This is a genomic window from Streptomyces tateyamensis (assembly GCF_003205575.1).
Taxonomy (GTDB): Bacteria; Actinomycetota; Actinomycetes; order Streptomycetales; family Streptomycetaceae; genus Kitasatospora; species Kitasatospora tateyamensis.
In genome coordinates, this window is the sequence record NZ_PYBW01000097.1 from 82,835 (window position 1) to 107,262 (window position 24,428).

The window sequence follows — 24,428 nt, forward strand, 5'->3', positions numbered from 1 at the left end:
ATCGGCGCACCGCACCCCTCTACGATGTCCCTTAATTCTCAGCCGCCCATCCGTTCACCGGTGCCCCGACGGCACCGGACGGGGGCGGCCCGGACCGGAAAATGACGGGGCATCACATGGCAGGGGATCAGTCCAGCACGGGCGGCGGCGCACCGCAGCGGCCCGGAGTCGACCCGGCGGCGGTCGCGGATCAGATGACGCAGCTGGACGGGGCGGCCGTCCCCGGCCAGGGCCCCCAGCCGGGCGGACCGGTCGGCGCACCGCAGCAGGCCGGTCCGGCGCCTGCGGCCTACCAGCCGACCGCGCCGGCCTTCCCCGCACAGCAGGCCGCGCCCGCGCCGGGCGCGCAGTTCGGCCCGTACGACCAGCAGGGCGGCGCGGGCTACGGCTACCCGCAGGCGCCGCAGCAGCCGTACGGCCAGCCCGCCGCGCCGCCGCAGGCCGGCTTCGGCCAGCCCCAGGCGCAGCCGCAGTTCGGGCAGGCCTCGTACGGGCAGCCGTACGGCCGGCCCACCGCGCCGCCGCAGGCCGGCCTCGGCTACGGCTACCCCGCCCAGACCGGCGCCCCGGTCACCGTCGGCCCGACCGCCCCGGCCAAGCAGCGCAACCCGATCTTCGTCTTCGGCGCGATCGCCGGCACCGTGCTGACCATCGGCATCGTGATCGGCCTGGTGGTGCTGTTCAACGGCCCCGCCCCGCACCACAACAGCACCACCGGCGGCCCGGACACCAACACCTCCGCCAGCGGCAAGCTGGGGGTCGGCTGGACCGTGCCCAAGGCCACCGGCAACGCCAGCGACCACTCCACCCTCGGCGAGTGGACCACCGACAAGCTGCTGGTGCGCGGCGACGCCACCGGGCTGACCGCCTACAACCTGAGCGACGGCAAGCAGGCCTGGACCCTGCCGGCGCCCAGCGGCACCAAGGCGTTCTGCAGCATGTCCCCCGGCCTGAACAAGAACAACGTCGGCGGCGTCTCGTTCAACCTCGGCGACGACGACTGCGCCGGGATCGGCGGGGTCGACGCGACCACCGGCAAGCTGCTCTTCAAGACCGGCCAGCCGCTGGACCGCAAGAGCTTCGACACCCAGGTCACCGTCTCGGACACCACGGTCGCCGCCGCCAGCAGCGCGCTGCTGGCGGGGGTCAACATCAGCGACGGCAAGACGGCCTGGAGCTTCAAGGACCGCGGCCAGTACTGCAACGAGTCGGCGGTGGCCGGCGCCAGCCTGGTCGTGGTCAGCGACTACTGCTCGGACGGCAGCCCCAAGCAGCAGCTGCAGGTGCTCGGCTCCGGCGACGGCAAGCAGCTGGGCAGCTTCACGCTGAGCGGGGAGAACGAGCGGGTGGAGGCGATCGTCGCCACCAAGCCGGTGGTGCTGCAGATCTCCGCCGGGTCGGACAACGACTACCTGCAGGTGCTCGACTCCAACTTCAGCCCCACCACCAAGATCCCGCTCAAGGTGACCGGCGAGGACAAGCTGCGCCCGACCCCGTACGGCGCCCCGCTGGCCAAGTCGCTGGTGATCGGCAACAACCTCTACATCGAGGTCAACGAGGGCAGCAAGACCGGCCTGCGGGCGATCGACCTGGGCAGCGGCAAGACCCTGTGGACGAAGGACGCGGGCGCCGAGGAGGGCGTGCGGCTGGTCGACCACACCGGTACCGACGGTCCGACGGTGATCGCCATGCACGGCTACAACAAGGCCGCCCAGCTGGGCACCCTGTCGGCCACCGACGGCAGCTTCAGCCCGCTGCTCTCCTTCGCCACCAAGGACTCGTTCCTGTCCTTCCAGGACGAGCAGGTCCTCTTCGACTCCCAGGACAACCAGGTGCTGACGCTGCCCCAGCTGCCGATGGACTCCACCCTCACCCTCTACACCAAGCAGTAGCGGCCCCGAACGGAGCAATCCGCCCACGACCGTTCCTCGTGGGAGGATGCGCCCAACAAGCCTGACGAAGGAGTCCTGCGAGTGCCTGGCACCAACTTGACCCGTGAGGAGGCCCGCACCCGGGCCGAGCTCCTCAGCGTGGACGCGTACGACATCGAGCTCGACCTGAGCTCGGCCCGTGACAGCGGCACCTTCCGGTCCACCACCGTGGTCCGGTTCACCGCCACCCGGCCCGGCGCCGACACGTTCATCGACCTGGTCGCCCCGACCGTGCACGAGATCACCCTGAACGGCACCGCGGTGGAGCTGTCCGCCTTCGCCGACAGCCGGATCGCGCTGACCGGCCTGGCCGCCGAGAACGAGCTGCGGGTGGTGGCCGACTGCGCCTACACCAACACGGGCGAGGGCCTGCACAAGTTCGTCGACCCGGTGGACGGCGAGACGTACCTGTACAGCCAGTTCGAGGTGCCGGACGCCCGCCGGGTGTTCGCCTCCTTCGAGCAGCCCGACCTCAAGGCGGCCTTCACCTTCACGGTGACCGCCCCGCGCGGCTGGGTGGTGGTCTCCAACTCGCCGACCCCCGAGCCGGTCGGCGACGGCGAGGCGCAGCGCTGGTCGTTCGCCCCGACCGGCCGGATCTCCTCGTACATCACCGCCGTCATCGCCGGTCCGTACGTGGGCGTCTTCGACGAGTACACCGCGGGCGCCCAGGTGGTGCCGCTGGGCATCTACTGCCGGCCCTCGCTCAAGGAGTTCCTGGACGCCGAGGCCGTCTTCGACGTCACCAAGCAGGGTTTCGACTACTTCCAGGAGAAGTTCGACACCCCGTACCCGTTCGAGAAGTACGACCAGCTCTTCGTCCCGGAGTTCAACGCGGGCGCGATGGAGAACGCCGGCGCGGTCACCTTCCGCGACCAGTACGTGTTCCGGTCCAAGGTGACCGACGCCTCCTACGAGGCCCGGGCCACCACGATCCTGCACGAGCTGGCCCACATGTGGTTCGGCAACCTGGTCACCATGGAGTGGTGGAACGACCTCTGGCTGAACGAGTCGTTCGCCACCTACGCCGAGATGGTCGCGCTGGTCGAGCCGACCGGCACCCGCTGGCCCAACGGCTGGACCACCTTCGCCAACCAGATGAAGACCTGGGCGTACCGGCAGGACCAACTGCCGTCCACCCACCCGATCATGGCCGAGATCAACGATCTCGAAGACGTCATGGTCAACTTCGACGGCATCACCTACGCCAAGGGCGCCTCGGTGCTCAAGCAGCTGGTCGCCTACGTCGGCCAGGACGCCTTCTTCAAGGGCGTGCAGGCGTACTTCAAGCGGCACGCCTGGGGCAACACCCGGTTGGCCGACCTGCTCAGCGCGCTGGAGGAGACCAGCGGCCGGGACCTGAAGACCTGGTCCAAGGCCTGGCTGGAGACCGCCGGGATCAACGTGCTGCGCCCGCAGATCGAGGTGGACGCGGCCGGCCTGATCACCGCCTTCGCGGTCCGCCAGGACGCCCCGGCGCTGCCCGAGGGCGCCAAGGGCAGCTCGGCGCTGCGCCCGCACCGGATCGCCGTCGGCTGCTACGACCTGGTGGACGGCAAGCTGGTGCGCACCCACCGGGTCGAGCTGGACGTGGACGGCGAGCGGACCGAGGTGCCCGAGCTGGTCGGCCGTCAGCGCCCGGCCGTGGTGCTGCTCAACGACGACGACCTGTCCTACGCCAAGCTGCGGCTGGACGAGGAGTCGCTGGCCGCGGTCACGGCGCACCTGGGCGACTTCGCCGAGCCGCTGCCGCGCGCCCTGGTCTGGGCCGCCGCCTGGGACATGACCCGGGACGGCGAACTGGCCACCCGGGACTACCTGGAGCTGGCCGTCGCCGGGCTGCCCAAGGAGAGCGACATCGGCGTGGTCCAGTCGGTGCAGCGCCAGGCCAAGCTGGCCCTGGAGCTGTACGCCGACCCGGCCTGGCGCGAGACGGGCCTGCTGCGCTGGGCCGAGGTCTGCGAGCAGAACCTGCGCGCCGCCGCACCCGCCGGCGACCACCAGCTGGCCTGGGCCAAGGCGCTGGCCGGCGCGGCCCGCACCGAGCAGCAGCTGGCCCTGCTGGCGGGCCTGCTGGACGGCTCCGTCGAGCTGGACGGACTCGCCGTCGACACCGACCTGCGCTGGGACCTGCTGCTCCGGCTGGTCGCCACCGGCAAGGCCGGCGACGCGGCGATCGAGGCCGAGCTGGCCCGCGACAACACCGCGGCCGGCCAGGAGCGGGCGGCCTGCGCCCGGGCGGCCCGCCCGACGGCCGAGGCCAAGGCCGAGGCCTGGGACTCGGTGGTGGAGTCGGACGCGCTCACCAACTACGTCCAGGACGCGGTGATCGCCGGCTTCTCGGTGGGCGACCAGCGCGAGCTGCTGGCGCCGTACGTCGGCCGGTACTTCGCCGCGCTGAAGACGGTCTGGGAGACCCGCAGCCACGAGATCGCGCAGCAGATCATCACCGGGCTCTACCCGTCGCTGCAGATCGAGCCGGCCACCCTGGAGGCCACCGACCACTGGCTGGCCACCGCCGACCCGGCCCCGGCGCTGGCCCGCCTGGTCGTCGAGGCCCGGGCCGGCGTCGAGCGCGCCCTCAAGGCCCAGGCCGCGGACCGCGCCCGGAGCTGAGCCCCGGTCAGGTCCCGCCGCGGGCCCCGGACACCACGCGGTGTCCGGGGCCCGCGGCCTTCGTCAACGCCCCCTGTCGATGTCCCCCGGGCAGTCGTACTGGTCCTGGTGAAACCTGGTCCTGGTGAAACCGAGTCAGGGCAGCCGCAGCACGAACCGGGCTCCCGGGCCGGGTTCCAGGGTCAGGGTGCCGCCGTGGGCGAGGGCGACCGCGCGGGCGATGGCCAGGCCCAGGCCGGTGCCGCCGGTAGCCCGGGCCCGGGTCTGGTCAGCGCGCACGAAGCGCTCGAAGAGCTGCTCGTGCAGCTCGGCCGGGATCCCCGGTCCGTCGTCGGCAACGGTGAGTTGACGATCCGTCAGGGACAGCGTGACGGTGCTGCCGGGCGGGGTGTGCCGGTGCGCGTTGCTCAGCAGGTTGGCCACCACCTGGCGCAGCCGGTCCTCGTCCCCGGTCACCAGCACCGGCTGCTCGGGCAGTTCGAGCCGCCAGTGGTGCTCGGGGGCGGCGGCCCGGGCGTCCGCCACGCAGTCCAGGGCCAGCCGGGTCAGGTCCACCTCGGCGGCGGCCAGCGGGCGGCCGGCGTCGAGCCGGGCGAGCAGCAGCAGATCGTCCACCAGCGCGCCCATCCGGCGGGACTCGGCCGCGATCCGCTCCAGCGAGTGGCGCACCGGCTGCGGCACCGGCTCGGGGTGGCGCAGCGCCAGCTCGGCGTGGCCGCGCACGGTGGCCACCGGGGTGCGCAGCTCGTGCCCGGCGTCGGCGGCGAAGCCGCGCAGCCGGTCCTCCACCGCGTGCCGCTGGGCCAGGGCCCCCTCCACGTGGCCGAGCATCCGGTTCAGGGCGAGTCCGACCCGGCCGGTCTCGGTGGCCGGGTCGGCCGCCCGGGCCGGGACCCGCTCGCTGAGCACCACCTCGCCGCGGGCCAGCGGCAGCGCGCTGACCCTGGTGGCGGTGGCGGCGATCCGGTCCAGCGGGCGCAGCGCGAGCCGCAGCCAGACGCCGCCGACGGTGCCGGCCACCACCACGGCGGCCGCGAAGACGGTCAGTTCCAGCAGCACGACCTGGTGCACGGTGTCCTCCACCGGGCGCAGCGGCACGCCGGTGACCAGCACGTCCCCGTCCATCCCGGGCACCGCGCGGACCCGGTACGAGCCGAGCGCGCCCAGGCGCACCGTGTCGGCCGCGCCGCCGACGGCCAGTGCGGCCAGCCGCTGTTGGACGGGCGGGGCCGGCACGACCTGGTCGGAGGCGTCGGCGGCCGCCGTGCCCGCGGCCACCGCCGCGTCGTCCGAGTCGCCGTCCACCACGGCGGCGGCGGTCACCGTGCCGGCCAGCAGCCGGGCGCCGAAGGTGCCGGGGGCCTGGGCCCGGGTGTCGCTCGTGTTGCCGTGCTCCAGGCTGGCCGCGTACCGGCCGCCGGTCTCGGCGAGCTGCTGGTCCAGGCGGGCCAGCAGGAAGCCGCGCAGCGCGGTGGTGACGGCCAGGCCGACCCCGGCGAAGATCACCAGCAGCAGCGCGAGCAGGCCGGCCAGCAGCCGCACCCGCAGCGAGCGGCGGCCGCGCCACCAGGCCAGGGGCCACCAGGCCGGGGCCCTCACACCGCGGCCCGGAGCAGGTAGCCGGCGCCCCGGACGGTGTGGATCATCGGAGCCCGGCCGGCGTCGACCTTCTTGCGCAGGTAGCTGATGTACAGCTCGACCACGTGCGCCTGGCCGCCGAAGTCGTAGGACCAGACCGCGTCCAGCAGTTGGGCCTTGCTCAGCACCTGGCGCGGATGGCGCATCAGGTACTGCAGCAGGGCGAACTCGGTGGGGCTGAGCTCGATCGGGGTGCCGGCCCGGCTGACCTCGCGGGCCGCCTCCACCAGCACCAGGTCGCCCAGCACCAGGGCCCCGGGCGGCGGCGCCGCGGGCGGGGCGGCCCGGCGCAGCAGGCCGCGGACCCGGACCACCACCTCCTCCAGGCTGAACGGCTTGGTCACGTAGTCGTCGCCGCCGGCCGCCAGCGCGCCGATCCGGTCCTCCAGGGCGTCCTTGGCGGTGAGGAAGAGCACCCGTACCTCGGGCCGCTCGGCGTGGATCCGCTCCAGCACCGCCATGCCGTCCAGATCGGGGAGCATCATGTCGAGCACCACCGCGTCCGGTGCCCAGTCGCGGGCCAGCCGGACGGCCTGTACGCCGGTGGCCGCCCCCAGCGCCTGGTGACCCTCGTAGCGCAGTGCGGCGCAGAGCACTTCGACGAGGTCGGGTTCGTCGTCGACGACCAGGATGCGGTGCGCGGTCATAGCGGGCATTGTGCCGCACCGGTATGAGAATGCGATGAGCTTTGGCAGCCGCCTGACCTGCACTGACCTGCGAATATCCGGTCCATGGCGGAGGGCGCCGGCAGGTTTTCAGAGCGAACTGAGAGCTTGCGCTGCCAGGGTGGGCCGGGATCGAGAGGAAGGAGCAGCCGTGACCGCGCCCACCACCCACCGTCGGGCGCCCGCGCCCGACCGGGAGCTGGCCCGCGCCGCGCTGCCCTGGCTGCTGCCCGCCGCGGTCGCGGCCGGCGCGCTGGGCGTGCTGGCCCTGTGGTGGCGGGACACCTACGCGGTCACCGGCGCCGACCAGTGGCTGACCGGCGCCGGGCGGATCACCGGGCTGCTGGCCGGCTACCTGGCCCCGGTGCTGCTCCTGCTGATGGCCCGGATCCCGGTGCTGGAGCGCGAGGTGGGGGCCGACCGGCTGGCCCGCTGGCACGCGCTGGGCGGGCGGTACCTGGTCTTCCTGATCACCTCGCACGTGCTGGCCGTCACCTGGGGGTACGCGCTGACCGCGCACCGCACGGTGGTCGCCGAGACCGGCCAACTGGTGTTCCACTACCCCGAGATGCTCAAGGGCACCGCGGCCACCCTGCTGTTCCTGGGCACCGGCGCCATCTCCGCCCGGGCGGCCCGGCGGCGGCTGAGCTACGAGGCCTGGTACTACCTGCACCTGGCCACCTATCTGGCGATCGCCCTCGGCTTCTCGCACCAGTTGGTGAACGGCGCCGACCTGGTCGAGGGGCCGGGCCTGCTGGGCTGGTGGACGCTCTACCTGGGCTCGTTCGCGGTGCTCGGCTGGTTCCGGCTGGCGCTGCCGTTCCTGCGCGACCGGCGGCACCGGCTGCGGATCGCCGAGGTGCGTCCGGAGGCGGACGGCGTGGTCTCGATCTTCCTGACCGGCCGTCGGCTGGACGAACTGCGCTGCCTGCCGGGCCAGTTCTTCCGGCTCCAGTTCCTGGCTCCGGGCCTGCGCTGGGCGGCCAACCCGTACTCGCTCTCCGCGCCGCCGCACCCGCGGTTCCTGCGCTTCACGGTCAAGGACCTGGGCGGCCACAGCTCGGCGGTGGCCGCGCTGCGGCCCGGGGTCCGGGTGCGGGCCGAGGGACCGTACGGGGCCTTCACCGAGCGGGCCCGGGTGGCGCCGCACCGGCCGGTGCTGCTGATCGCCGCCGGGGTCGGGATCACCCCGGTCCGGGCGCTGTTCGAGACCCTGCCCGGCCGGCCCACCCTGGTCTACCGGGCCCGGCGGGAGGAGGACCTGCTGTTCCGTCAGGAGCTGGAGCAGGTGGCGAAGCAGCGCAGGGCCAAGGTGCACTGGCTGCTGGGCAGCCGGGACCAGGGCGGCGAGGACCCGCTCGGCGCCCGGCGGCTGACCGCGCTGGTGCCCCGGCTGCGCGAGCACGAGGTGTTCCTGTGCGGGCCGGCGGAGCTGACCGAGGCCGCGGTGCGCGAGCTGCGGGCCGCGGGAGTGCCGGGTCGGCGGATCCACCACGAGTCGTTCGTCTTCTGAGGAGTACGGGTTCATGCGCAGGACAGTGGTGACGGGCGTCGCGACGGTCTCCCTGGTGGTGCTGCTGCTCGGGTTGAAGCCGCACGGTTCGGGCGGTTCCGGGTCGCAGGCGCTGATCTCCTCGGACCAGGGGGCGGCGGTCCCCGCCACCGCCCCTTCCACCCCGTCGGGCTCCGCCACTCCGTCGGCCCCGGCCTCGTCCGGCCAGCCGGCGACCGGGACCCGGACGGTGACCGGCAACGCCGTCGACACCCGGTTCGGACCGGTCCAGGTCCGGATCACGGTGACCGGCGGCAAGCTGACCAAGGTGGACGTGCTGCAGTACCCGGCCGAGTCGGGCCGGGACCGGGAGATCAACGCGTACGCGCTGCCGCAGCTCAACCAGGAGGCGATCGCGGCGGGCAGTGCGAACATCGACGCGGTCTCCGGGGCCACCTACACCAGCGACGGCTACACCCGCTCGCTGCAGAGCGCGCTGGACCAGGCCGGGCAGGGCGGCAGCGGCTGATGCTGCGTCACACCGAGCAGGCCATGGGCACCGTCTTCTCCTTCGCGGTGCGCGGCGGCCCGGCCGGGGCGCTGGCCCCGGCGGTGGCCGAGCTGCACCGGCTGGACGGGCTGTTCTCCACCTACCGCCCGCAGAGCCAGTTGAGCCGGCTGGGGCGCGGCGAGCTGACGGTGGACCAGTGCGACCCGCTGGTCGCCGAGGCGCTGGCGCACTGCGCGGCGGTGCGGGCGCGCAGCGGCGGGTTCTTCACCGAGCGGCCGGGCGGCCGGCTGGACCTGTCCGGCTGGGTCAAGGGCTGGGCGGTGGAACGGGCCAGCGACCTGCTGACCGCGGCGGGCTGCCCGGACCACACGGTGACCGGCGGCGGCGACGTGCAGGCCCGGGGCACCGGGCCGGACGGGCAGCCGTGGCGGGTGGGGGTGGCCGACCCCGCGCGGCCGCAGGCGCTGGCTGCGGTGCTGGCGGGGTCGGGCGCGTTCGCGGTGGCCACCTCGGGGACGGCCGAGCGGGGGGCGCACATCGTGGACCCGGTCGCGGGGCGGCCGGCCGGCGGGGCGCTGTCCGTCACCGTGGTCGGCCCGCGGCTGGCACTGACCGACGCGTACGCCACCGCGGCCTTCGCCATGGGCCCGCACCGCGCGCTGGACTGGGTCACCGCACTGGCCGGCCACGAGGCCCTGGTGGTCCTGCCCGACGGCCGCCGACTGGGCACCCCGGGACTGGCCCGTCATTTGGCGCAGGGTTAGCCGCCGGGTGAGACTGGCCTGATGGACGAGAGCGAGGTACACACCGCGGACCAGGGCAGCGGGCTGAGCGGTCGGCTGAACTGGCTGCGGGCCGGGGTGCTCGGCGCCAACGACGGGGTGGTCTCCACGGCCGGCCTGGTGGTCGGCGTGGCCGGCGCCACCTCGGACGCCACCGCGCTGCTCGCCTCGGGCCTGGCGGGCCTGCTGGCGGGAGCACTGTCGATGGCCTCCGGGGAGTACGTCTCGGTCAGCACCCAGCGCGACTCCGAGCGGGCCGCGCTGGCCCAGGAGCGGCGCGAGCTGGCCGAGCAGCCGGAGGCCGAACTGGACGAGCTGACCGACCTGCTCGCCGCGCGCGGCCTGACCACGGCGGTGGCCCGCGAGGTGGCCGAGCAGCTCACCGCCCGGGACGCGCTCGCCGCGCACGCCCAGGTCGAGCTGGGCATCGACCCGGCGCAGATCGTCAACCCGTGGCATGCCGCCTGGGCCAGCTTCGTCGCCTTCACCGTCGGTGCGCTGCTGCCGCTGCTGGCCATCGTGCTGCCGCCGGCCGACCTGCGGGTACCGGTCACCGTGGTGGCGGTGCTCTGCGCGCTGGCGCTCACCGGCTGGGCGGGCGCCCGGCTCGGCGACTCCCCGGTGCGCCCCTCGATCCTGCGCAACCTGCTCGGCGGCGGACTGGCGATGGCCGTCACCTACGCGGCGGGCTCACTCCTGGGCGCGGCCGGGGTCTGAGGCACGGTCGGACTCCGAGGGCACGGTGGCCCGCACGGCGCTGCCCCCGTCCCCGGTTCTCGCGGGACGGGGGCAGCGCCGGGCGGGCGCGAAGCCCGGGGGCTACTTCTTCTTGTTGCCGCCGGCGACCATGACCAGGCCGGCGATCACCGCGAAGGCGACCAACGGGGCGGCGACGTACAGGCCGAGGGTCTGCGCGACGGTCAGGCCCTTGCCCGGGTCGTCACCGTCGTCGCGGGTCAGCGCGAAGGCGGGCGACGTCATCAGCATCATCAGCGTGGCCGCTGCGGAGACCGCACCAGCGCGCAAAGCGTTCCTCTTGTCCACGATTCCCAAGGTACCGGCCCCTTACCGGCCCTCGCGCGGCGGGGTCGGCCTTCCGTGGCGCCCGCGCCCGGACGCCCGGGCCAGCCCCTCGCCGAGCAGTTCGTGCAACGCCAGCGCACCGGGCTCGGTGGCCAGCCGCTCCAGGGTGACCGGGGTGCCGGCCCGGTCGGCGACCGGCAGCCGCCAGTTGGGGTACTGGTCCCAGGTGCCCGGCAGGTTCTGCGGGCGCGGGTCGCCCACCGTGTCCGGCAGCCAGACCCCGACCAGTTCGGCGGGGGTGGCCAGCAGGAAACGGTAGAGCGCCTGCTGGTCCACGGCGGCGCCGGGCTCCAGCAGCCCCCGCCTGGTCAGCTCGGCGCGCCAGTCCGCCAGTTCGGCGGCGGCCGCCTCCTGCTCCTCGGCCAGCGGGTGGGCCAGCAGCCCCAGCCGGTGCCGCAGCTCCACGTGGTCCCCGCCCAGGCGCGCCGCGGTGCTGGGCAGGTCATGGGTGGTGAGGGTGGCCAGGCAGCCGGGCCGCCACCGCTCGGGGGCCAGCGGCGCCCCCTTGGCGCCCTCCTTGCCGGTCCAGTCCCGCTCGAACCAGAGCACCGAGGTGCCCAGCACCCCACGGGCCGTCAGCTCCTCGCGCACCCCGGGCTCCACGGTGCCCAGGTCCTCGCCGATCACCGCGGTGCCGGCCCGGTGCGCCTCCAGCGCCAGCACGCCGAGCATCGCCTCGGCGTCGTAGCGCACGTAGGCGCCCTGGGTGGGCGGGTGGCCGGCGGGCACCCACCAGAGCCGGAACAGGCCCATCACATGGTCGATCCGGATCGCCCCCGCATGCCGGGCGGCGGCCCGCAGCAGTTCGGCGAACGGCGCGTAGCCGGCCGCGGCCAGCGCGTCCGGGCGCCACGGAGGCAGGCCCCAGTCCTGGCCGTGCGGGTTGAAGGCGTCCGGCGGCGCGCCCACCGAGATGTCGCCGGCCAGGTGGTCCTGCAACGCCCAGGAGTCGGCGCCGTGCGGGTGGCAGCCGATCGCCAGGTCGTGGATCAGACCGACCGCCATACCGGCCCGCTCGGCGGCCAGTTGGGCACCGCTCAGCTGCTCGTCGACCAGCCAGGCGAGCCAGCGGTGGAACTCGATCTGCTCGGCCAGTTCGGCCCGGGCGGCGGCCACCTGCGGGGAGCCCGGGTGGCGCAGGCCCTTGGGCCAGGCGTGCCAGTCGCTGCCGTGCTGCTCGGCCAGCGCCGTCCAGCCGGCGTACTGCTCCAGCCAGTCGCCCTCGCGCCGGACGAAGGCCTGGTAGGCCGCCTCCCGGCCCGGGCCGCGCGGCACGGTGTGCAGCACCCGCAGCGCCTCCTGCTTGACCGCCCAGACCGCATCCCGGTCGACCAGCCCGTCGTGCTCCAGCACCTCGGCGCGCAACCGCCCGGCGCGCTGGGCCAGTTCGTCCAGGGCGGCGCGGTCGGCGGCGGACGCGTAGGCGTACTCGGGCAGCGCCTCGATCCGCAGGTGCACCGGGTCGGCGAACCGGCGGCTGGAGGGGCGGTACGGGGACGGGTCGGAGGGGGCGCCGGGCAGCCCCGCGTGCAGCGGGTTGATCTGCAGGAAGTCGGCGCCCAGCGCGCCGGCCGACCACTGGGCCAGCTCCGCCAGGTCGCCCAGGTCGCCCATCCCCCAGGAGCGCTCGGAGAGCACCGAGTACAGCTGGGCCAGGAAGCCCCAGCCGCGGCCGGGCAGCGGGGCCAACCGGTCCGGGGTGACGATCAGGGTGGCCGACTCGGTGCGGTCGGCCAGCCGCAGGTGCAGGGTGTGCCGGCCCAGCGGCAGGTCGGCCGGCAGCCAGTGCGAGCGGCCGGAGGGCAGCTGCCAGTCGCCGCCGTCCTCCAGCTCGATGCTCAGGCGGGCGGCGGCCGGGGCGTCCAGCGCGGTGCGGCGCCCGGCCCGGGCCACCAGGCAGCGCGGCAGCAGGCGCTCCGCGGCCGCCTCCCGGTGCAGGCGCAGCTCCCGCTCGACGGCCTCCGGCGAGCTCGCGTCCACCCCGAGCGCGGCCAGCACCGCGATCAGCGTGGCGGCGCCCACCTGGACGAAGTCCCCGTCACCGGCGTCGTAGCTGCTGTCCACTCCGTGCGCGTGCGCCAGTGCGGCCAGCGCCGCTGACGGTGCGTCCTCCCCTGGCTCGTCGGGCGCGGGGCCCGGAGCTGATGACTCGTCACGGTGCTCCTCGGAACGGTCCAGATACGCGGCCAACGCGACCTCCTGGCAACGGCGAACAGTCGGGCTCCAGTCCTACCCGGCGCACCAGCCCACCACCCCTCCCGGCACGCCGCCCGAGCGGGCGAAGCACCGGTGGCAGGGGCACCGGGGTCACCGGAAAGGGCGATTGTCCGGCACCCCCTCCAGGAGATCCTCCGGGATGGTGACGGTGATCCTCTTCGTTGCCATACGTTCGACCGTAGGCGCGGCCCTGGTCGAGGCCTACGACTCCCGGGGTTGCTGCCCCCGCACGTCGCCGTACTGAAGATCTGACCCCTCCCCGAACGCGGCGGGCCGGCTCCACCCCCTCACACGAGGGGCGGGGCCGGCCCATGGGGCTGCCGCGGTGCTGGTGCGGCCCGGGGTGGGTCAGGCGGTGAGCGCTTCGGGCTCGCCGCGGTGGATGCGGGTCGGGGGGTGCTCGGTATGGTCGTAGTGCTCGAAGTCACGGAACTGGTCCGTGCCGCCGTACGGCTCCAGGTAGGGCCGCCAGCGCGGGTCCTTGATCCCGGTTCCGATGATGCGCCAGGCCAGTCCGCTGGGCGGGGCCGGAGGTCGCTTCATCCGCCACCCGAGCTCGGTGAGGTGGCGGTCGGCCTTCATGTGGTTGCAGCGGCGGCAGGCCGCCACCACGTTGTCCCAGCGGTGCTGACCGCCTCGACTGCGCGGGATCACGTGGTCGACGCTGGTCGCGGCGGCCCCGCAATACACGCACCGCCCGTGGTCACGGGCGAACAGAGCGCGGCGGGTGAGCGGTACTGGCCCGCAGAACGGCACCCGGACGAACCGGGTCAGCCGGACCACGGAGGGCGCCGTAACGGCGCTGGTGGCGCTGTGCAGAGTGACACCCGAATCCTCGAGGCTGACTGCCTTGTGGTTGAGGACCAGGATGAGGGCGCGGCGCATCGATACGACGCCGAGTGGCTCGTACGACGCGTTGAGGACCAGGACATGCGGCACGGATGCCTCCTTGGACGCCTGCGGCGCGTGGCTTGCGCCGGGACGAGCGGATGACCGCGCATCGCTGCACGATCACCCCCAGTGTCGCCTTACGGCTTTGTACGGCGCCACCACTACCGGGTAACAGGCCGAAGAGGGTTCGGCCGCCACCCGGTCGTACTGATCTCTATGCCCACACCTGCGACTCGACGCACTCGAACGCTGATATCGCCGCGTCGGGCAGCCTTCGCCCGGGGCAAAGGCTGCCTGGCGCGGCACTAGGCTGAGGCCGGACGTGCAAGCACCGCAGGAGGACCGCCCGTGACCGACGTGACCAGCAGCACCCGCCAAGCGGCCGGGTGGCTCGACACCCATTGGCAGAGCTGGGTGGAGGGCACCTTGCGGGCGGTGCTGATCGTGGTGCTGGCGCTGGTGCTGCGGGCCGTGGTGCGCAAGCTGATCGACCAGTTCATCCACCGGATGGCGGCCCGGGCCGAGCAGAACGACCACGAGACCAGCAGCAGGCTCGGTGGCCTGCTGGTGAACAACGAGCGACGAGCCCAGCGCTCGGCCGCGATCGGCTCGGTGCTGCGCAGCGTCGCCTCGTTCTCGATCCTGGGCACCGCCGCGCTGATGGTGCTCGCCGGGATCGGGGTGGACCTGGCCCCGCTGCTGGCCAGCGCCGGGGTGGCGGGCGTGGCGCTCGGTTTCGGCGCCCGCAACCTGGTGACCGACTTCCTGTCCGGGGTCTTCATGATCATGGAGGACCAGTACGGCGTCGGGGACGAGATCGACACGGGCGTGGCCGCCGGCACCGTGCTGGAGGTGGGCCTGCGGGTGACCAAGCTGCGCGGGGCCGGCGGCGAGATCTGGTACATCCGCAACGGCGAGGTGAAGCGGATCGCCAACATGAGCCAGGGCTGGTCCACCGCGACCGTGGACCTGCAGGTGGGCTACCGCGAGGACCTGGAGCTGGTCCGCGAGCTGGTCACCGACGCCATCGAGGCGATGGCCAAGGAGACGCCCTGGGACGAGCTGCTCTGGGCGCCGGGCGAGGTGCTCGGGGTGGAGTCGGTCTCCGCCGAGACCGTGGTGCTGCGGGTCGAGGCCCGGACCATGCCGGGCCGGAGCGCCACGGTCGGCCGGGAGCTGCGGCTGCGGCTCAAGCAGGCCTTCGACCGGGCCGGGGTCAAGCTGAAGGAGGACACTTCGGCGGCCGTGCCCAAGCCGACCCTGGCGGAGGCGCAGGCGCCCTCCTCGCTGGCCGACCCGACCTCGGCCCGCTCGCTGGCCTCCAGGCCGATACCGCCGCCGTCGCCGGAGGAGCAGGCCGCCTTCGGCAAGCTCCCCTGACGGCGCCGCCCGCCCACCGCGCCGCCCGCCCACGCGCCGCGCTCCGGCCGCGCCGTCCGGCCGCCGCAGCGCCGCGCAACCGTCAGGTCCGCCGCCGCGAAGCCCCGCACCCCACCGATCCGGGAGTGCGGGGCTTCGTCGTATCCATTGACACTCCATAGATTGTTAGTAAAGTTTCCAGTCGTCAGCCCGCAATGGACGGAGCTGGCGGTCCCGGCGAGCGACGGAGGAGGATCGACCCCGTGAACGACTCCACCCGCCCCACGGCCGCCCCCCGCCCCGGCACCCCCAGCCGCCTGCGCGCCATCAACGACCGCGCCGCGCTCGACCTGCTGTTGGAGCACGGCCCGCTCTCCCGCACCCGGATCGGCGCCCTCACCGGCCTGTCCAAGCCCACCGCCTCCCAGCTGCTGGCCCGCCTGGAGGCGGTCGGCCTGGTGGTCCCGGTCGGCACCACGGCCGGCGGCCCAGGACCCAACGCCCAGCTGTACGAGGTGAACCCGGACGCCGGCTACGTCGCCGGCCTGGATGTGACGCCCAGTCAGATCCGTTTCGCGGTGGCCGACCTGACCGGCCGCACCCGCGCCGAGTACACCCTGGCCACCCCCGGCCGGCAGGCCTCGGGCACCGTGGCGCGGGTGGCCGACGGGCTGGCCGAGGTGCTGCGCCGGGCCGAACTGCCCTGGGGCAGCCTGAGCGAGGTGGTGATCGGCACCCCGGGCGCGCTGGACCCGCAGACGGGCAAGCTGCGCTACGCCGCCCACCTGCCCGGCTGGCACACCCCGGACCTGACCGGCGAGCTGGCCGCCGCACTCGGCGCCCCGGTGGCGATCGAGAACGACGTCAACCTGGCCGCGGTCGCCGAGCAGGCGCTCGGCTCGGCCCGCGGCAGTCAGGACTTCGTGCTGCTCTGGGCCGAGGACGGGATCGGCGCCGCGATCGTGATCGGCGGCCGGCTGCACCGAGGATTCACCGGCGGCGCCGGGGAGGTCGGCTACATGCCGCTCCCGGGCGCGCCGCTGGTGCGCAACGTCCGCCGGGAGAACTCCGGCGGGTTCCAGGAGCTGGCCGGCGCCAACGCCGTGCTGGCCCTGGCCAAGCAGTACCGGCTGACCGCCAAGTCGGCCGAGGCGGCGATCGCCCGCGCGCTCGGGACCCCGGGTGCGGGCGAGGAGTTCCTCCAGGTGCTGGCCAACCGGCTGGCCACCGGGCTGGCCGCGATCGTCGCCGTGGTCGACCCCGAGCTCGTCGTGCTCTCCGGCGGGATTCCCACCGCCGGCGGCGAGCGGCTGCGCGAGCTGGTCCGGGAGGAGCTGACCGGACTGGCCGTACCGCGGCCCAAGGTGCGCAGTTCCACCGTCCAGGGCTCGCCGGTGCTGCACGGCGCCCTGCAACGAGCCCTGACCGACGCACGGGAGAGGGCCTTCACCACCGCCTGACCCGCCGTCGACTCCCCGCCATGCCTGCCATGCCCGCACCCACGGCACCACCCGTACTCACGGCACCACCCGCTCCTCCTCCCCCAACCCCCGCCGGGCCGTCGGGCGATGACGCCTGCCCCCGTACCCTCAGGAGTTCCCGTGTCCGTTCACCGCAGATCCCTCGGCCACCGCCCGGTCGCAGCCGTCGCCCTGGCCGCGGCCACCGCACTCCTCGCCGGTGCCTGCACCGGTTCGAACTCCGGCTCCGGCAACGACGCCTCGGCGTCCGGCAAGGACGTGACGATCACCTTCTGGCACGGCTGGAGCCAGGACAACGAGACCAAGGCGATCAACGACAACATCGCCAACTTCGAGAAGGCGCACCCGAACATCCACGTCAAGGTGGTCGCCAACATCACCGACGACAAGATCGACCAGGCACTGCGGGCCGGCGGCCCGGACGCGCCGGACGTGGTCTCCTCGTTCACCACCGACAACGTCGGCAAGTTCTGCAACTCCAAGGCGTGGGTCGACCTCGGCCCGCTGCTGAAGAAGGACAAGATCGACCCGGCCGCCACCTTCCCGGCCCCGATGCTCAAGTACACCCAGTTCCAGGGCGACCAGTGCTCGCTCCCGCTGCTCGCCGACGCCTTCGGCCTGTACTACAACAAGAAGGCCTTCGCCGCGGCCGGCATCACCGCCCCGCCCAAGACGCTCAGCGAGTTCGACGCCGACGCGGTCAAGCTGACCGTGGCCAACGCGGACGGCTACCAGCAGCTCGGCTTCATGCCGAACTACCACGGCTACGAGACCGCTCCCGCGCACTACCTGGGCCAGTGGGGCACCGAGTACTTCGGCTCCGACGGCAAGTCGAACCTGGCCGGCGACCCGACCGTGACCTCCATGCTGACCTGGCAGAAGAACCTGATCGGCAAACTGGGCGGCTTCGACAAGCTGGAGAAGTTCCGCACCTCCTTCGGCGACGAGTTCAGCGCCAAGAACCCGTTCGAGACCGGCCAGGTGGCGATGGCACTGGACGGCGAGTGGCGCACCGCCTCGCTGCAGGCCGACAAGCCGGACATCGACTGGGCCACCGCCCCGTTCCCGGTGCCGGACGCGCAGGCCGACAGCTACGGCCGGGGCTACCAGACCGGCACCATCGTCGGCATCGCCCGCAGCAGCCAGAAGCAGGCCGCCGCCTGGGAGCTGGTGAAGTACCTGACCACCGACACCGACGCGGTGGTGAGCTTCGCCAACGCGATCCACAACGTGCCCAGCACCCTCGCCGCGCTCAGCTCGCCGAAGCTGGACAGCGACCCGAACTTCAAGGTGTTCCTGGACATCGCCAGGAACCCGCACAGCTCCACCACCCCGGCCAGCATCAACGGCGGCGCCTACCAGGTGAGCCTGCAGAACCTCGCCTACGACGTGGAGGCCGGCAAGCAGAACGACCTCAAGGCCGGCCTGAGCGCCACCGACAAGGAGATCGACGCCGCCGTGGACCAGGCCAAGTGACCACCGCGGCCACCAAGTTCGCCACCCCGCCGGCGCTGCGTCGCAAGCGCCGGCGGGCGGGCCTGCGCACCTTCGCCTTCCTCTCCCCGTGGCTGGTCGGCTTCGCGGTCTTCTTCGCCTACCCGCTGGTCTCCACCGTGTACTTCTCCTTCATGAAGTACGACGGCTTCAGCGCCCCGGTGTTCACCGGGCTGAAGAACTGGACCTACGTCTTCGAGCACTACCCGTTCTTCTGGCAGGGGTTGCGCAACACGCTCTGGCTGGTGCTGGTGATGGTGAGCCTGCGGGTGGTCTTCGGACTCGGCATCGGGATCCTGATCACCAAGGTGAAGACCGGTGCCGGCTTCTTCCGCACCGCCTTCTACCTGCCGTACCTGGCCCCGCCGGTGGCGGCCACCACCGCCTTCGCCTTCCTGCTCAACCCGGGCACCGGGCCGGTCAACCACTTCCTCGGCGCGCTCGGCCTGCCGCAGCCGGGCTGGTTCACCGACCCCGACTGGTCGAAGCCGGCCCTGAGCCTGCTGGCCGTCTGGGGCATCGGCGACCTGATGGTGATCTTCATGGCGGCGCTGCTGGACGTGCCGCGCGAGCAGTACGAGGCGGCCGAGCTGGACGGTGCCACCGCCTGGCACAAGTTCCGCTACGTGACCCTGCCGAACATCTCGCCGATCGTGATGTTCGCCGTCGTCACCGGGGTGATCCAGACCATGCAGTACTACACCCAGGCGATCGTGGCCGGGAAGGTGGCCAGCGGCGTGATCGGCGGCTCCGGCCAGCAGTTCGAACCCGGCTACCCGCACGGCTCCACCTGGACCCTGCCGCAGATGGTCTACAACCTCGGCTTCCAGCGCTTCGACACCGGCTCGGCCTGCGTGGTGGCGCTGATCCTGTTCGCCCTCTCGATGGCCTTCACCAGCCTGCTGCTGCGCCGCCGGGCCGGGTTCCTGTCGAGCGAGGACTGAGAGACAACCATGACCGCTATCGCCCTCGGGACCCGCCCGGCCAGGACCACCGGCTTCGCCGCGGCCCGCCGCCGCGCCGCCCTGCACTGGATCGCCGTGCACGCCACCGCGGTGGCCGCCGCACTCTTCTTCCTGCTGCCGTTCGCCTTCGTCTTCCTCACCTCGGTGATGACGGACCGTCAGGCCCTCACCGCGGACTGGTGGCCGCAGCACTGGCAGTGGTCCAACTACGCCAAGGTCTTCCAGACCCCCGGGTTCCTCACCTGGTGGCGCAACACCCTGGTCTACGCCGGCCTGGGCACCCTGCTGACCGTGGTCTCCAGCCTGCCGGTCGCCTACGCGCTGGCCCGGTTCGACTTCCGCGGCCGCAACCTGGCGCTGATGGCGGTGGTGGCGATGATGATGCTGCCGCCGCAGGTGACGATCATCCCGATGTACCTGTTCTGGGCCAAGCAGCTGCACCTGAGCGGCACGCTCTGGCCGCTGATCATCCCGATGGCCTGCGGTGACGCCTTCACCATCTTCCTGCTGCGGCAGTTCCTGCTGACCATCCCCAGGGAGTACCTGGAGGCCGCCAGGGTCGACGGCTGCGGCGAACTGCGCACCCTGCTGCGAGTGGTCCTGCCGATGGCCAAGCCGGCCGTGCTGGCGGTCGCGCTGTTCCAGTTCTTCTACTGCTGGAACGACTACTTCGGGCCGCAGATCTACGCCAGCGAGAACGAGGGCGCCTGGACCCTCTCCTACGGCCTGGAGTCCTTCAAGGGCGCCCACCACACCAACTGGAACCTGGAGATGGCGGCCACCCTGCTGGTCATGGCGCCGGTCATCCTCCTCTTCTTCTTCGCGCAAAAGGCCTTCATCGAAGGCGTGACACTCACAGGGGTCAAGGGCTGATGTCTCTCAAACTCGCCATCGTCGGCGGCGGTTCCACCTACACGCCCGAACTCGTCGACGGTTTCGCCCGGTTGCGGGACAGCCTGCCGATCGGCGAGCTGGTGCTGATCGATCCGGCCGCCGAGCGGCTGGAGCTGATCGGCGCCCTGGCCCGGCGGATCTTCGCCAAGCAGGGCCACCCGGGCACCGTGACCACCAGCACCGACCTGGACGCGGCGGTGGCCGGCGCCGACGCGGTGCTGCTGCAGCTGCGGGTCGGCGGGCAGGCGGCCCGCAACCAGGACGAGACCTGGCCGCTGGAGTGCGGCTGCGTGGGTCAGGAGACCACCGGCGCGGGCGGGTTGGCCAAGGCGCTGCGCACCGTGCCGGTGGTGCTGGACATCGCCGAGCGGGTCCGCCGGGCCAACCCCGACGCCTGGATCGTCGACTTCACCAACCCGGTCGGCATCGTCACCCGGGCCCTGCAGACCGCCGGGCACAAGGCGGTGGGCCTGTGCAACGTGGCCATCGGCTTCCAGCGCAAGTTCGCCGCGCACCTGGGCGTGGCGCCGGAGCTGGTCCGGCTGGACCACGTCGGCCTCAACCACCTGACCTGGGAGCGCGGGGTCACCCTGTTGGACGCCCCCGGGGCGGCGGGCGGCCGCGAGGTGCTGCCGGAGCTGCTGGCCGGCTTCGGCAAGGAGATCGCCGAGGACCTGCACCTGCCGCTGCCGGTGATCCAGCAGCTCGGCGTGGTGCCCTCCTACTACCTGCGCTACTTCTACCAGCACGACACCGTGGTCGCCGAGCTGCGCGAGCAGGGTTCGCGGGCCGCCCAGGTCGCCGCGATCGAGCAGGAGCTGCTCACCCTGTACGCGGACCCGGCCCTGGACACCAAGCCCGAGCTGCTGGGCAAGCGCGGCGGCGCCTTCTACTCGGAGGCGGCCGTGCAGCTGATCGCGGCACTGCTGGGCACCGGTGGCGGCTCGGACGTGCAGGTGGTCAACACCCGCAACGACGGGATGCTGCCGTTCCTGCCGGACGACGCGGTGATCGAGGTGCCGGCCGTGGTGGACGCCGCCGGGGTCCGCCCGCTGCCGCAGCGCCCGGTCGAGCCGCTGTACGCGGGCCTGATCGCGCACGTCACCGGCTACGAGCAGCTGGCGCTCGAGGCCGCGCTCAAGGGCGGGCGGGAGCGGGTCTTTTCCGCCCTGCTGGCCCACCCGCTGGTCGGGCAGCTCGACCTGGCCGAGCAGCTGACCGACCGGCTGCTGGCCCACAACCGGCAGTACCTGGCCTGGGCCTGAGCCGCGCCTGTCCGTCCCGGTCCGAGCCGCCGCTCGGACCGGGTGCCCCCGCCGTCCCGGCCGGGGTACGCACCTACCCGGGGATCCCATGAACCTCCACCCGCCGCACCTGGCCGGCGTGCTCGCCGTCGACGCGGGCAACAGCAAGACCGACGTCGCCCTGGTGGCCGCCGACGGCACCCTCCTCGGCACCGCCCGCGGCGGCGGCTTCGCGCCCCAGGTGCACGGACCCGAGGCCGCGGTCGCGGCGCTGGCCCCGCTGGTGCGGGCGGCCGCCGCGCAGGCCGGGCTCGCCACGGAGGGGTTCGCGGGAGACGGGCTCGCGGGAGACGGGCTCGCGGGAGACGGGCTCGCGGGGGACGGGCTCGCGGGAGACGGGCTCGCGGTGCGCGGTCGCCCGCTGGTCGACCACCTGCACGCCTGCCTGGCCAACGCCGACCTGCCGGTGGAGGAGGAGGCGCTGGCCGCGGCGCTGGCCCGGCACGGCTGGAGCAGCTCGGTCGCGGTGGCCAACGACACCTTCGGGCTGCTGCGGGCCGGCACCGACGCGCCGCTGGGGGTGGCGGTGGTCTGCGGTGCCGGGATCAACTGCGCCGGCCTGCTGCCCGACGGGCGCACCGCCCGGTTCGCCGCGCTGGGGCGGCTGACCGGCGACTGGGGCGGCGGCGGGGGGCTGGCCCGGGAGGCGATGTGGTTCGCCGCCCGGGCCGAGGACGGACGGGGCGAGCCGACCGCGCTCTCCCGGGCGATCGGCGCGCACTTCCGCCTGTCCGGCGCCCTCGCGGTGGCGGAGGCCGTCCACCTGGGCCGGCTGGCCGCCGAGCGGCTGCACGAGCTGACCCCGCTGGTCTTCGCCTGCGCCGAGGCCGGGGACCCGGTCGCCCTGTCGCTGATCGACCGCCAGGCCGGGGAGGTGGTCGCGATGGCCCGGGTCGCGCTGGCCCGGCTGGACCGGCTGGACCAGCCGACGCCGCTGGTGCTCGGCGGCGGGGTGCTGGCGGCCCGTCACCCGCTGCTGCTGGACAACCTGTACGCACGGCTGCGCGAGGCGGCCCCGCTGGCGGAGCCGCGGATCGTCACCGCACCGCCGGTGCTGGGGGCCGCGCTGCTGGGGCTGGACCGCCTGGGCGCGGGGGCGGACGCGCAGCGGCGGCTGCGGGCGGCGTACGGCACGGTGGAGATGGCGGCCTGACTGATCGTCAGGCGGCTTCGGCCACGGTGGCACCGAGGGGTACCGCCGTCTCCTCGCGCACCGTCAGGGTGCGCACCGAACGGCAGGTCAGCGCCGCGCCGGTGGCCAGCAGGATCAGCGCCGCCGCCGCGAGCAGGGTGGTGTGGTTGCCGAACCGGTGCGCCACCGGGCCGATCGCCATCTCCCCCAGCGGGAGCGCCAGGAACGAGCCCAGCGCGTCGAAGGAGTACACCCGGGCCAGCCGGTCGGCGGGCACGTTCTGCTGCAGCGACAGGTCCCAGGCCACCGCGAAGAACTCCACCGCGAACCCGGTCAGCATGGTGCCGGCCGCCAGCACCACCACCCCGGCCTGCTGCGCCAGCGCCACCACCGGCAGCGCCGAGGCCAGCACCGCGGCCACCCCCACCAGCAGTGCCCGCCGGATCCGCAGCCGGGCCACCAGCAGGCCGGCCAGCACCGCGCCGACCATCTGCGCGGCCAGCACCACGCCCCAGGCGCCGCGCCCGATGGTCGCGTTGGCGATCCCGGGCCCGAGCACCGAGAGCGCACCGGAGTCGGCCGCGTTCACCACCATGAACTGCAGCACCACCACCCAGACCCAGGTACGGGAGGCGAACTCCCTCCAGCCGTCGCGCAGTTCCGTCAGTGGTCCGGTGTTGGTGGGCGCCTTGGCCGGCTCCTCGGGCAACCGGACCCCCAGGTAGCAGCCGGCCGCCACCAGCAGCGCGAGCGCGTCCGCCGCCAGCGCCCAGCCGGGCCCGAGCGCCGCGGCCAGCAGGCCGCCCAGCGAACTGCCGGCGATCAGACCGAGGTTGGCGCCGATCCGGGACACCGCGTTGGCCGTCCGCAGCTCCTCGGCGGGCACCGTCTGCGGCAGCAGCGCGGCGGCGGCCGGCAGCGAGAGCGCGGCCAGCAGGCCGTTGGCCACGCTGAGCGCGAGCAGCAGCGGGATCGAGGCGAAGTGGGTCAGCACGCTCAGCGCCAACAGCCCCTGGACCACGGCCGAGCCGAAGGCGGTGCCCTGCAGCACCAGGGCCCGCGGCACCCGGTCGGCCAGCACCCCGCCGAACAGCAGCGCGACCACGTTGGCCAGCGAGCGCACCCCCACCACCAGGCCGAGGTCGGTCACCGAACCGGTCAGGTCCAGCACCGCGAAGGAGAGCGCCACCGGCGCCATCGCGTTGGCCAGCACCGCGCTCGCCCGGCCCGCGGCCAGGTTGCGGAACGGCCGGTGCCGCAGCGGGGTGGTCACTTCGCCGTCTCCTCGTGCAGCTGGAACAGGACCATGGTGGCCGACACCCGCACCGCGCCCGGCGCGTGCGGGCGCTGCGCCGCGTCGTGCAGCAGCACACCCAACTCGCCGGCCCGCGCCAGGGCTTCGGCCCAGACGGCCGGGTCCACCCAGAGCTCGGCGTCGGTGGTGGCGCTCCGCGCCGCGAGCGCCCGCTGCGCGGTGCGCCGGCGCAGCTCGGCGGCCAGCGCGGAGACCATCAGCTGGTGCTCCTCGACCGTGCTGGGCGCGACCTTGCTGCCGCTCTGCGGGTCGTGCCGGTACCGCTTGGCCTGCCCGCCGCGCACCGACACCTCCTCGACGAGCTCCAGCAGCCCCGCCGCGTGCAGCCGGCGCAGGTGGTAGCTGAGGTTGGCCTGGCTCTCCCCCAGCTCCCGGGCCGCCTCGGCGGCACTCATCGGCTGGTTGGTGAGCAGGGAGAGCAGCCGCAGCCGCAACGGGTGCGCGAGGGCCCGCAGCTCCTCGGTGGGTTCCTGGGGTGGCATGGCGCCAGCTTCGCCGGGCCGGCGACTACCGTCAAACGATTATTTGGGGGTCCATGTCCGGCGCTCGAATCTGGACCGTCACCGTCTCCGCGGTGTGCACCGTCGACCCCCGGCGTACGGCCCCGACCCCAGCAGGGCTTGTTAGGTGAGCCTTGCCTGTCCTAAGGTCTCCGCGT

At 73.6% G+C, this 24,428-nt stretch carries 20 protein-coding genes; 13 read left to right on the forward strand and 7 right to left on the reverse strand.

All coding sequences use genetic code 11. The features are described from left to right. Positions 1 to 116: 116 nt before the first annotated feature. Together C7C46_RS37405 and pepN are read left to right on the forward strand one after the other, a co-directional pair. A complete protein-coding gene (locus C7C46_RS37405) occupies positions 117 to 1,892 on the forward strand; it encodes an outer membrane protein assembly factor BamB family protein (protein ID WP_110672111.1) in 1,776 nt (591 codons plus the stop codon). An 81-nt stretch (positions 1,893 to 1,973) separates the two neighbouring features. After that, positions 1,974 to 4,547, forward strand: a complete 2,574-nt coding sequence (gene pepN / locus C7C46_RS24720; protein WP_110672112.1) for an aminopeptidase N — start codon at positions 1,974 to 1,976, stop codon at positions 4,545 to 4,547. A 135-nt stretch (positions 4,548 to 4,682) separates the two neighbouring features. Here pepN and C7C46_RS24725 read toward each other — a convergent pair whose 3' ends face one another. Together C7C46_RS24725 and C7C46_RS24730 are read right to left on the reverse strand one after the other, a co-directional pair. Then, positions 4,683 to 6,146: a sensor histidine kinase gene (locus tag C7C46_RS24725; RefSeq protein ID WP_245984810.1), complete on the reverse strand. Its 1,464-nt coding sequence runs from the start codon at positions 6,144 to 6,146 to the stop codon at positions 4,683 to 4,685. Then, positions 6,143 to 6,832 (reverse strand): response regulator transcription factor, encoded by a 690-nt coding sequence (locus C7C46_RS24730; protein WP_245984812.1) that lies wholly within the window; start codon positions 6,830 to 6,832, stop codon positions 6,143 to 6,145. The genes C7C46_RS24725 and C7C46_RS24730 overlap by 4 nt, the downstream gene beginning before the upstream one ends. Positions 6,833 to 7,001: 169 nt before the next feature. Between C7C46_RS24730 and C7C46_RS24735 the strand changes: the two genes are divergently transcribed. Genes C7C46_RS24735 through C7C46_RS24750 form a run of 4 tightly spaced genes read left to right on the forward strand, consistent with a single transcriptional unit; the run spans position 7,002 to position 10,352 of the window. After that, positions 7,002 to 8,363, forward strand: coding sequence for a ferredoxin reductase family protein (locus tag C7C46_RS24735; protein ID WP_245984814.1), 1,362 nt, complete (start codon positions 7,002 to 7,004; stop codon positions 8,361 to 8,363). 13 nt (positions 8,364 to 8,376) lie between these two features. Then, on the forward strand, positions 8,377 to 8,871 hold the full coding sequence (locus tag C7C46_RS24740) for an FMN-binding protein (protein ID WP_110672115.1): 495 nt from the start codon (positions 8,377 to 8,379) through the stop codon (positions 8,869 to 8,871). Further along, positions 8,871 to 9,617 carry an FAD:protein FMN transferase gene (locus tag C7C46_RS24745; RefSeq protein ID WP_110672116.1) on the forward strand — a complete coding sequence of 249 codons (747 nt, stop codon included), beginning with the start codon at positions 8,871 to 8,873 and terminating at the stop codon, positions 9,615 to 9,617. Before C7C46_RS24740 ends, C7C46_RS24745 begins: the two co-directional genes overlap by 1 nt. Before the next feature lie 21 nt (positions 9,618 to 9,638). After that, entirely contained in the window at positions 9,639 to 10,352 is a 714-nt protein-coding gene (locus tag C7C46_RS24750) for a VIT1/CCC1 transporter family protein (RefSeq protein ID WP_110672117.1), read from the forward strand. Positions 10,353 to 10,454: 102 nt separating this feature from the next. Here C7C46_RS24750 and C7C46_RS24755 read toward each other — a convergent pair whose 3' ends face one another. From C7C46_RS24755 to C7C46_RS24765, 3 genes are all read right to left on the reverse strand, one after another. Then, positions 10,455 to 10,679 (reverse strand): hypothetical protein, encoded by a 225-nt coding sequence (locus tag C7C46_RS24755; RefSeq protein ID WP_110672118.1) that lies wholly within the window; start codon positions 10,677 to 10,679, stop codon positions 10,455 to 10,457. Between the two features lie 21 nt (positions 10,680 to 10,700). Continuing rightward, positions 10,701 to 12,908, reverse strand: a complete 2,208-nt coding sequence (malQ, locus tag C7C46_RS24760; protein WP_425470115.1) for a 4-alpha-glucanotransferase — start codon at positions 12,906 to 12,908, stop codon at positions 10,701 to 10,703. A gap of 375 nt (positions 12,909 to 13,283) precedes the next feature. Next, positions 13,284 to 13,874 carry an HNH endonuclease gene (locus C7C46_RS24765; protein ID WP_110672119.1) on the reverse strand — a complete coding sequence of 197 codons (591 nt, stop codon included), beginning with the start codon at positions 13,872 to 13,874 and terminating at the stop codon, positions 13,284 to 13,286. A 300-nt stretch (positions 13,875 to 14,174) separates the two neighbouring features. Between C7C46_RS24765 and C7C46_RS24770 the strand changes: the two genes are divergently transcribed. The 7 genes from C7C46_RS24770 to C7C46_RS24800 all read left to right on the forward strand — a co-directional run bounded on the left by C7C46_RS24770 (position 14,175) and on the right by C7C46_RS24800 (position 22,476). Next, positions 14,175 to 15,206, forward strand: a complete 1,032-nt coding sequence (locus C7C46_RS24770; protein WP_110672120.1) for a mechanosensitive ion channel family protein — start codon at positions 14,175 to 14,177, stop codon at positions 15,204 to 15,206. Between the two features lie 242 nt (positions 15,207 to 15,448). Continuing rightward, entirely contained in the window at positions 15,449 to 16,645 is a 1,197-nt protein-coding gene (locus C7C46_RS24775) for an ROK family transcriptional regulator (RefSeq protein WP_245984816.1), read from the forward strand. A gap of 141 nt (positions 16,646 to 16,786) precedes the next feature. Beyond that, positions 16,787 to 18,142: an extracellular solute-binding protein gene (locus tag C7C46_RS24780; RefSeq protein ID WP_245984819.1), complete on the forward strand. Its 1,356-nt coding sequence runs from the start codon at positions 16,787 to 16,789 to the stop codon at positions 18,140 to 18,142. After that, positions 18,139 to 19,104, forward strand: coding sequence for a carbohydrate ABC transporter permease (locus tag C7C46_RS24785; RefSeq protein ID WP_110672123.1), 966 nt, complete (start codon positions 18,139 to 18,141; stop codon positions 19,102 to 19,104). The genes C7C46_RS24780 and C7C46_RS24785 overlap by 4 nt, the downstream gene beginning before the upstream one ends. A gap of 9 nt (positions 19,105 to 19,113) precedes the next feature. Further along, on the forward strand, positions 19,114 to 19,998 hold the full coding sequence (locus C7C46_RS24790; RefSeq protein WP_110672124.1) for a carbohydrate ABC transporter permease: 885 nt from the start codon (positions 19,114 to 19,116) through the stop codon (positions 19,996 to 19,998). After that, positions 19,998 to 21,284, forward strand: coding sequence for a 6-phospho-beta-glucosidase (locus C7C46_RS24795; RefSeq protein ID WP_110672125.1), 1,287 nt, complete (start codon positions 19,998 to 20,000; stop codon positions 21,282 to 21,284). Before C7C46_RS24790 ends, C7C46_RS24795 begins: the two co-directional genes overlap by 1 nt. Positions 21,285 to 21,372: 88 nt before the next feature. Further along, a complete protein-coding gene (locus tag C7C46_RS24800; protein ID WP_110672126.1) occupies positions 21,373 to 22,476 on the forward strand; it encodes an N-acetylglucosamine kinase in 1,104 nt (367 codons plus the stop codon). Positions 22,477 to 22,483: 7 nt separating this feature from the next. Here C7C46_RS24800 and C7C46_RS24805 read toward each other — a convergent pair whose 3' ends face one another. Both C7C46_RS24805 and C7C46_RS24810 read right to left on the reverse strand, forming a co-directional pair. After that, entirely contained in the window at positions 22,484 to 23,728 is a 1,245-nt protein-coding gene (locus C7C46_RS24805) for an MFS transporter (RefSeq protein WP_110672127.1), read from the reverse strand. Continuing rightward, on the reverse strand, positions 23,725 to 24,252 hold the full coding sequence (locus tag C7C46_RS24810; RefSeq protein WP_110672128.1) for a winged helix-turn-helix domain-containing protein: 528 nt from the start codon (positions 24,250 to 24,252) through the stop codon (positions 23,725 to 23,727). Before C7C46_RS24810 ends, C7C46_RS24805 begins: the two co-directional genes overlap by 4 nt. Positions 24,253 to 24,428: the final 176 nt, after the last annotated feature.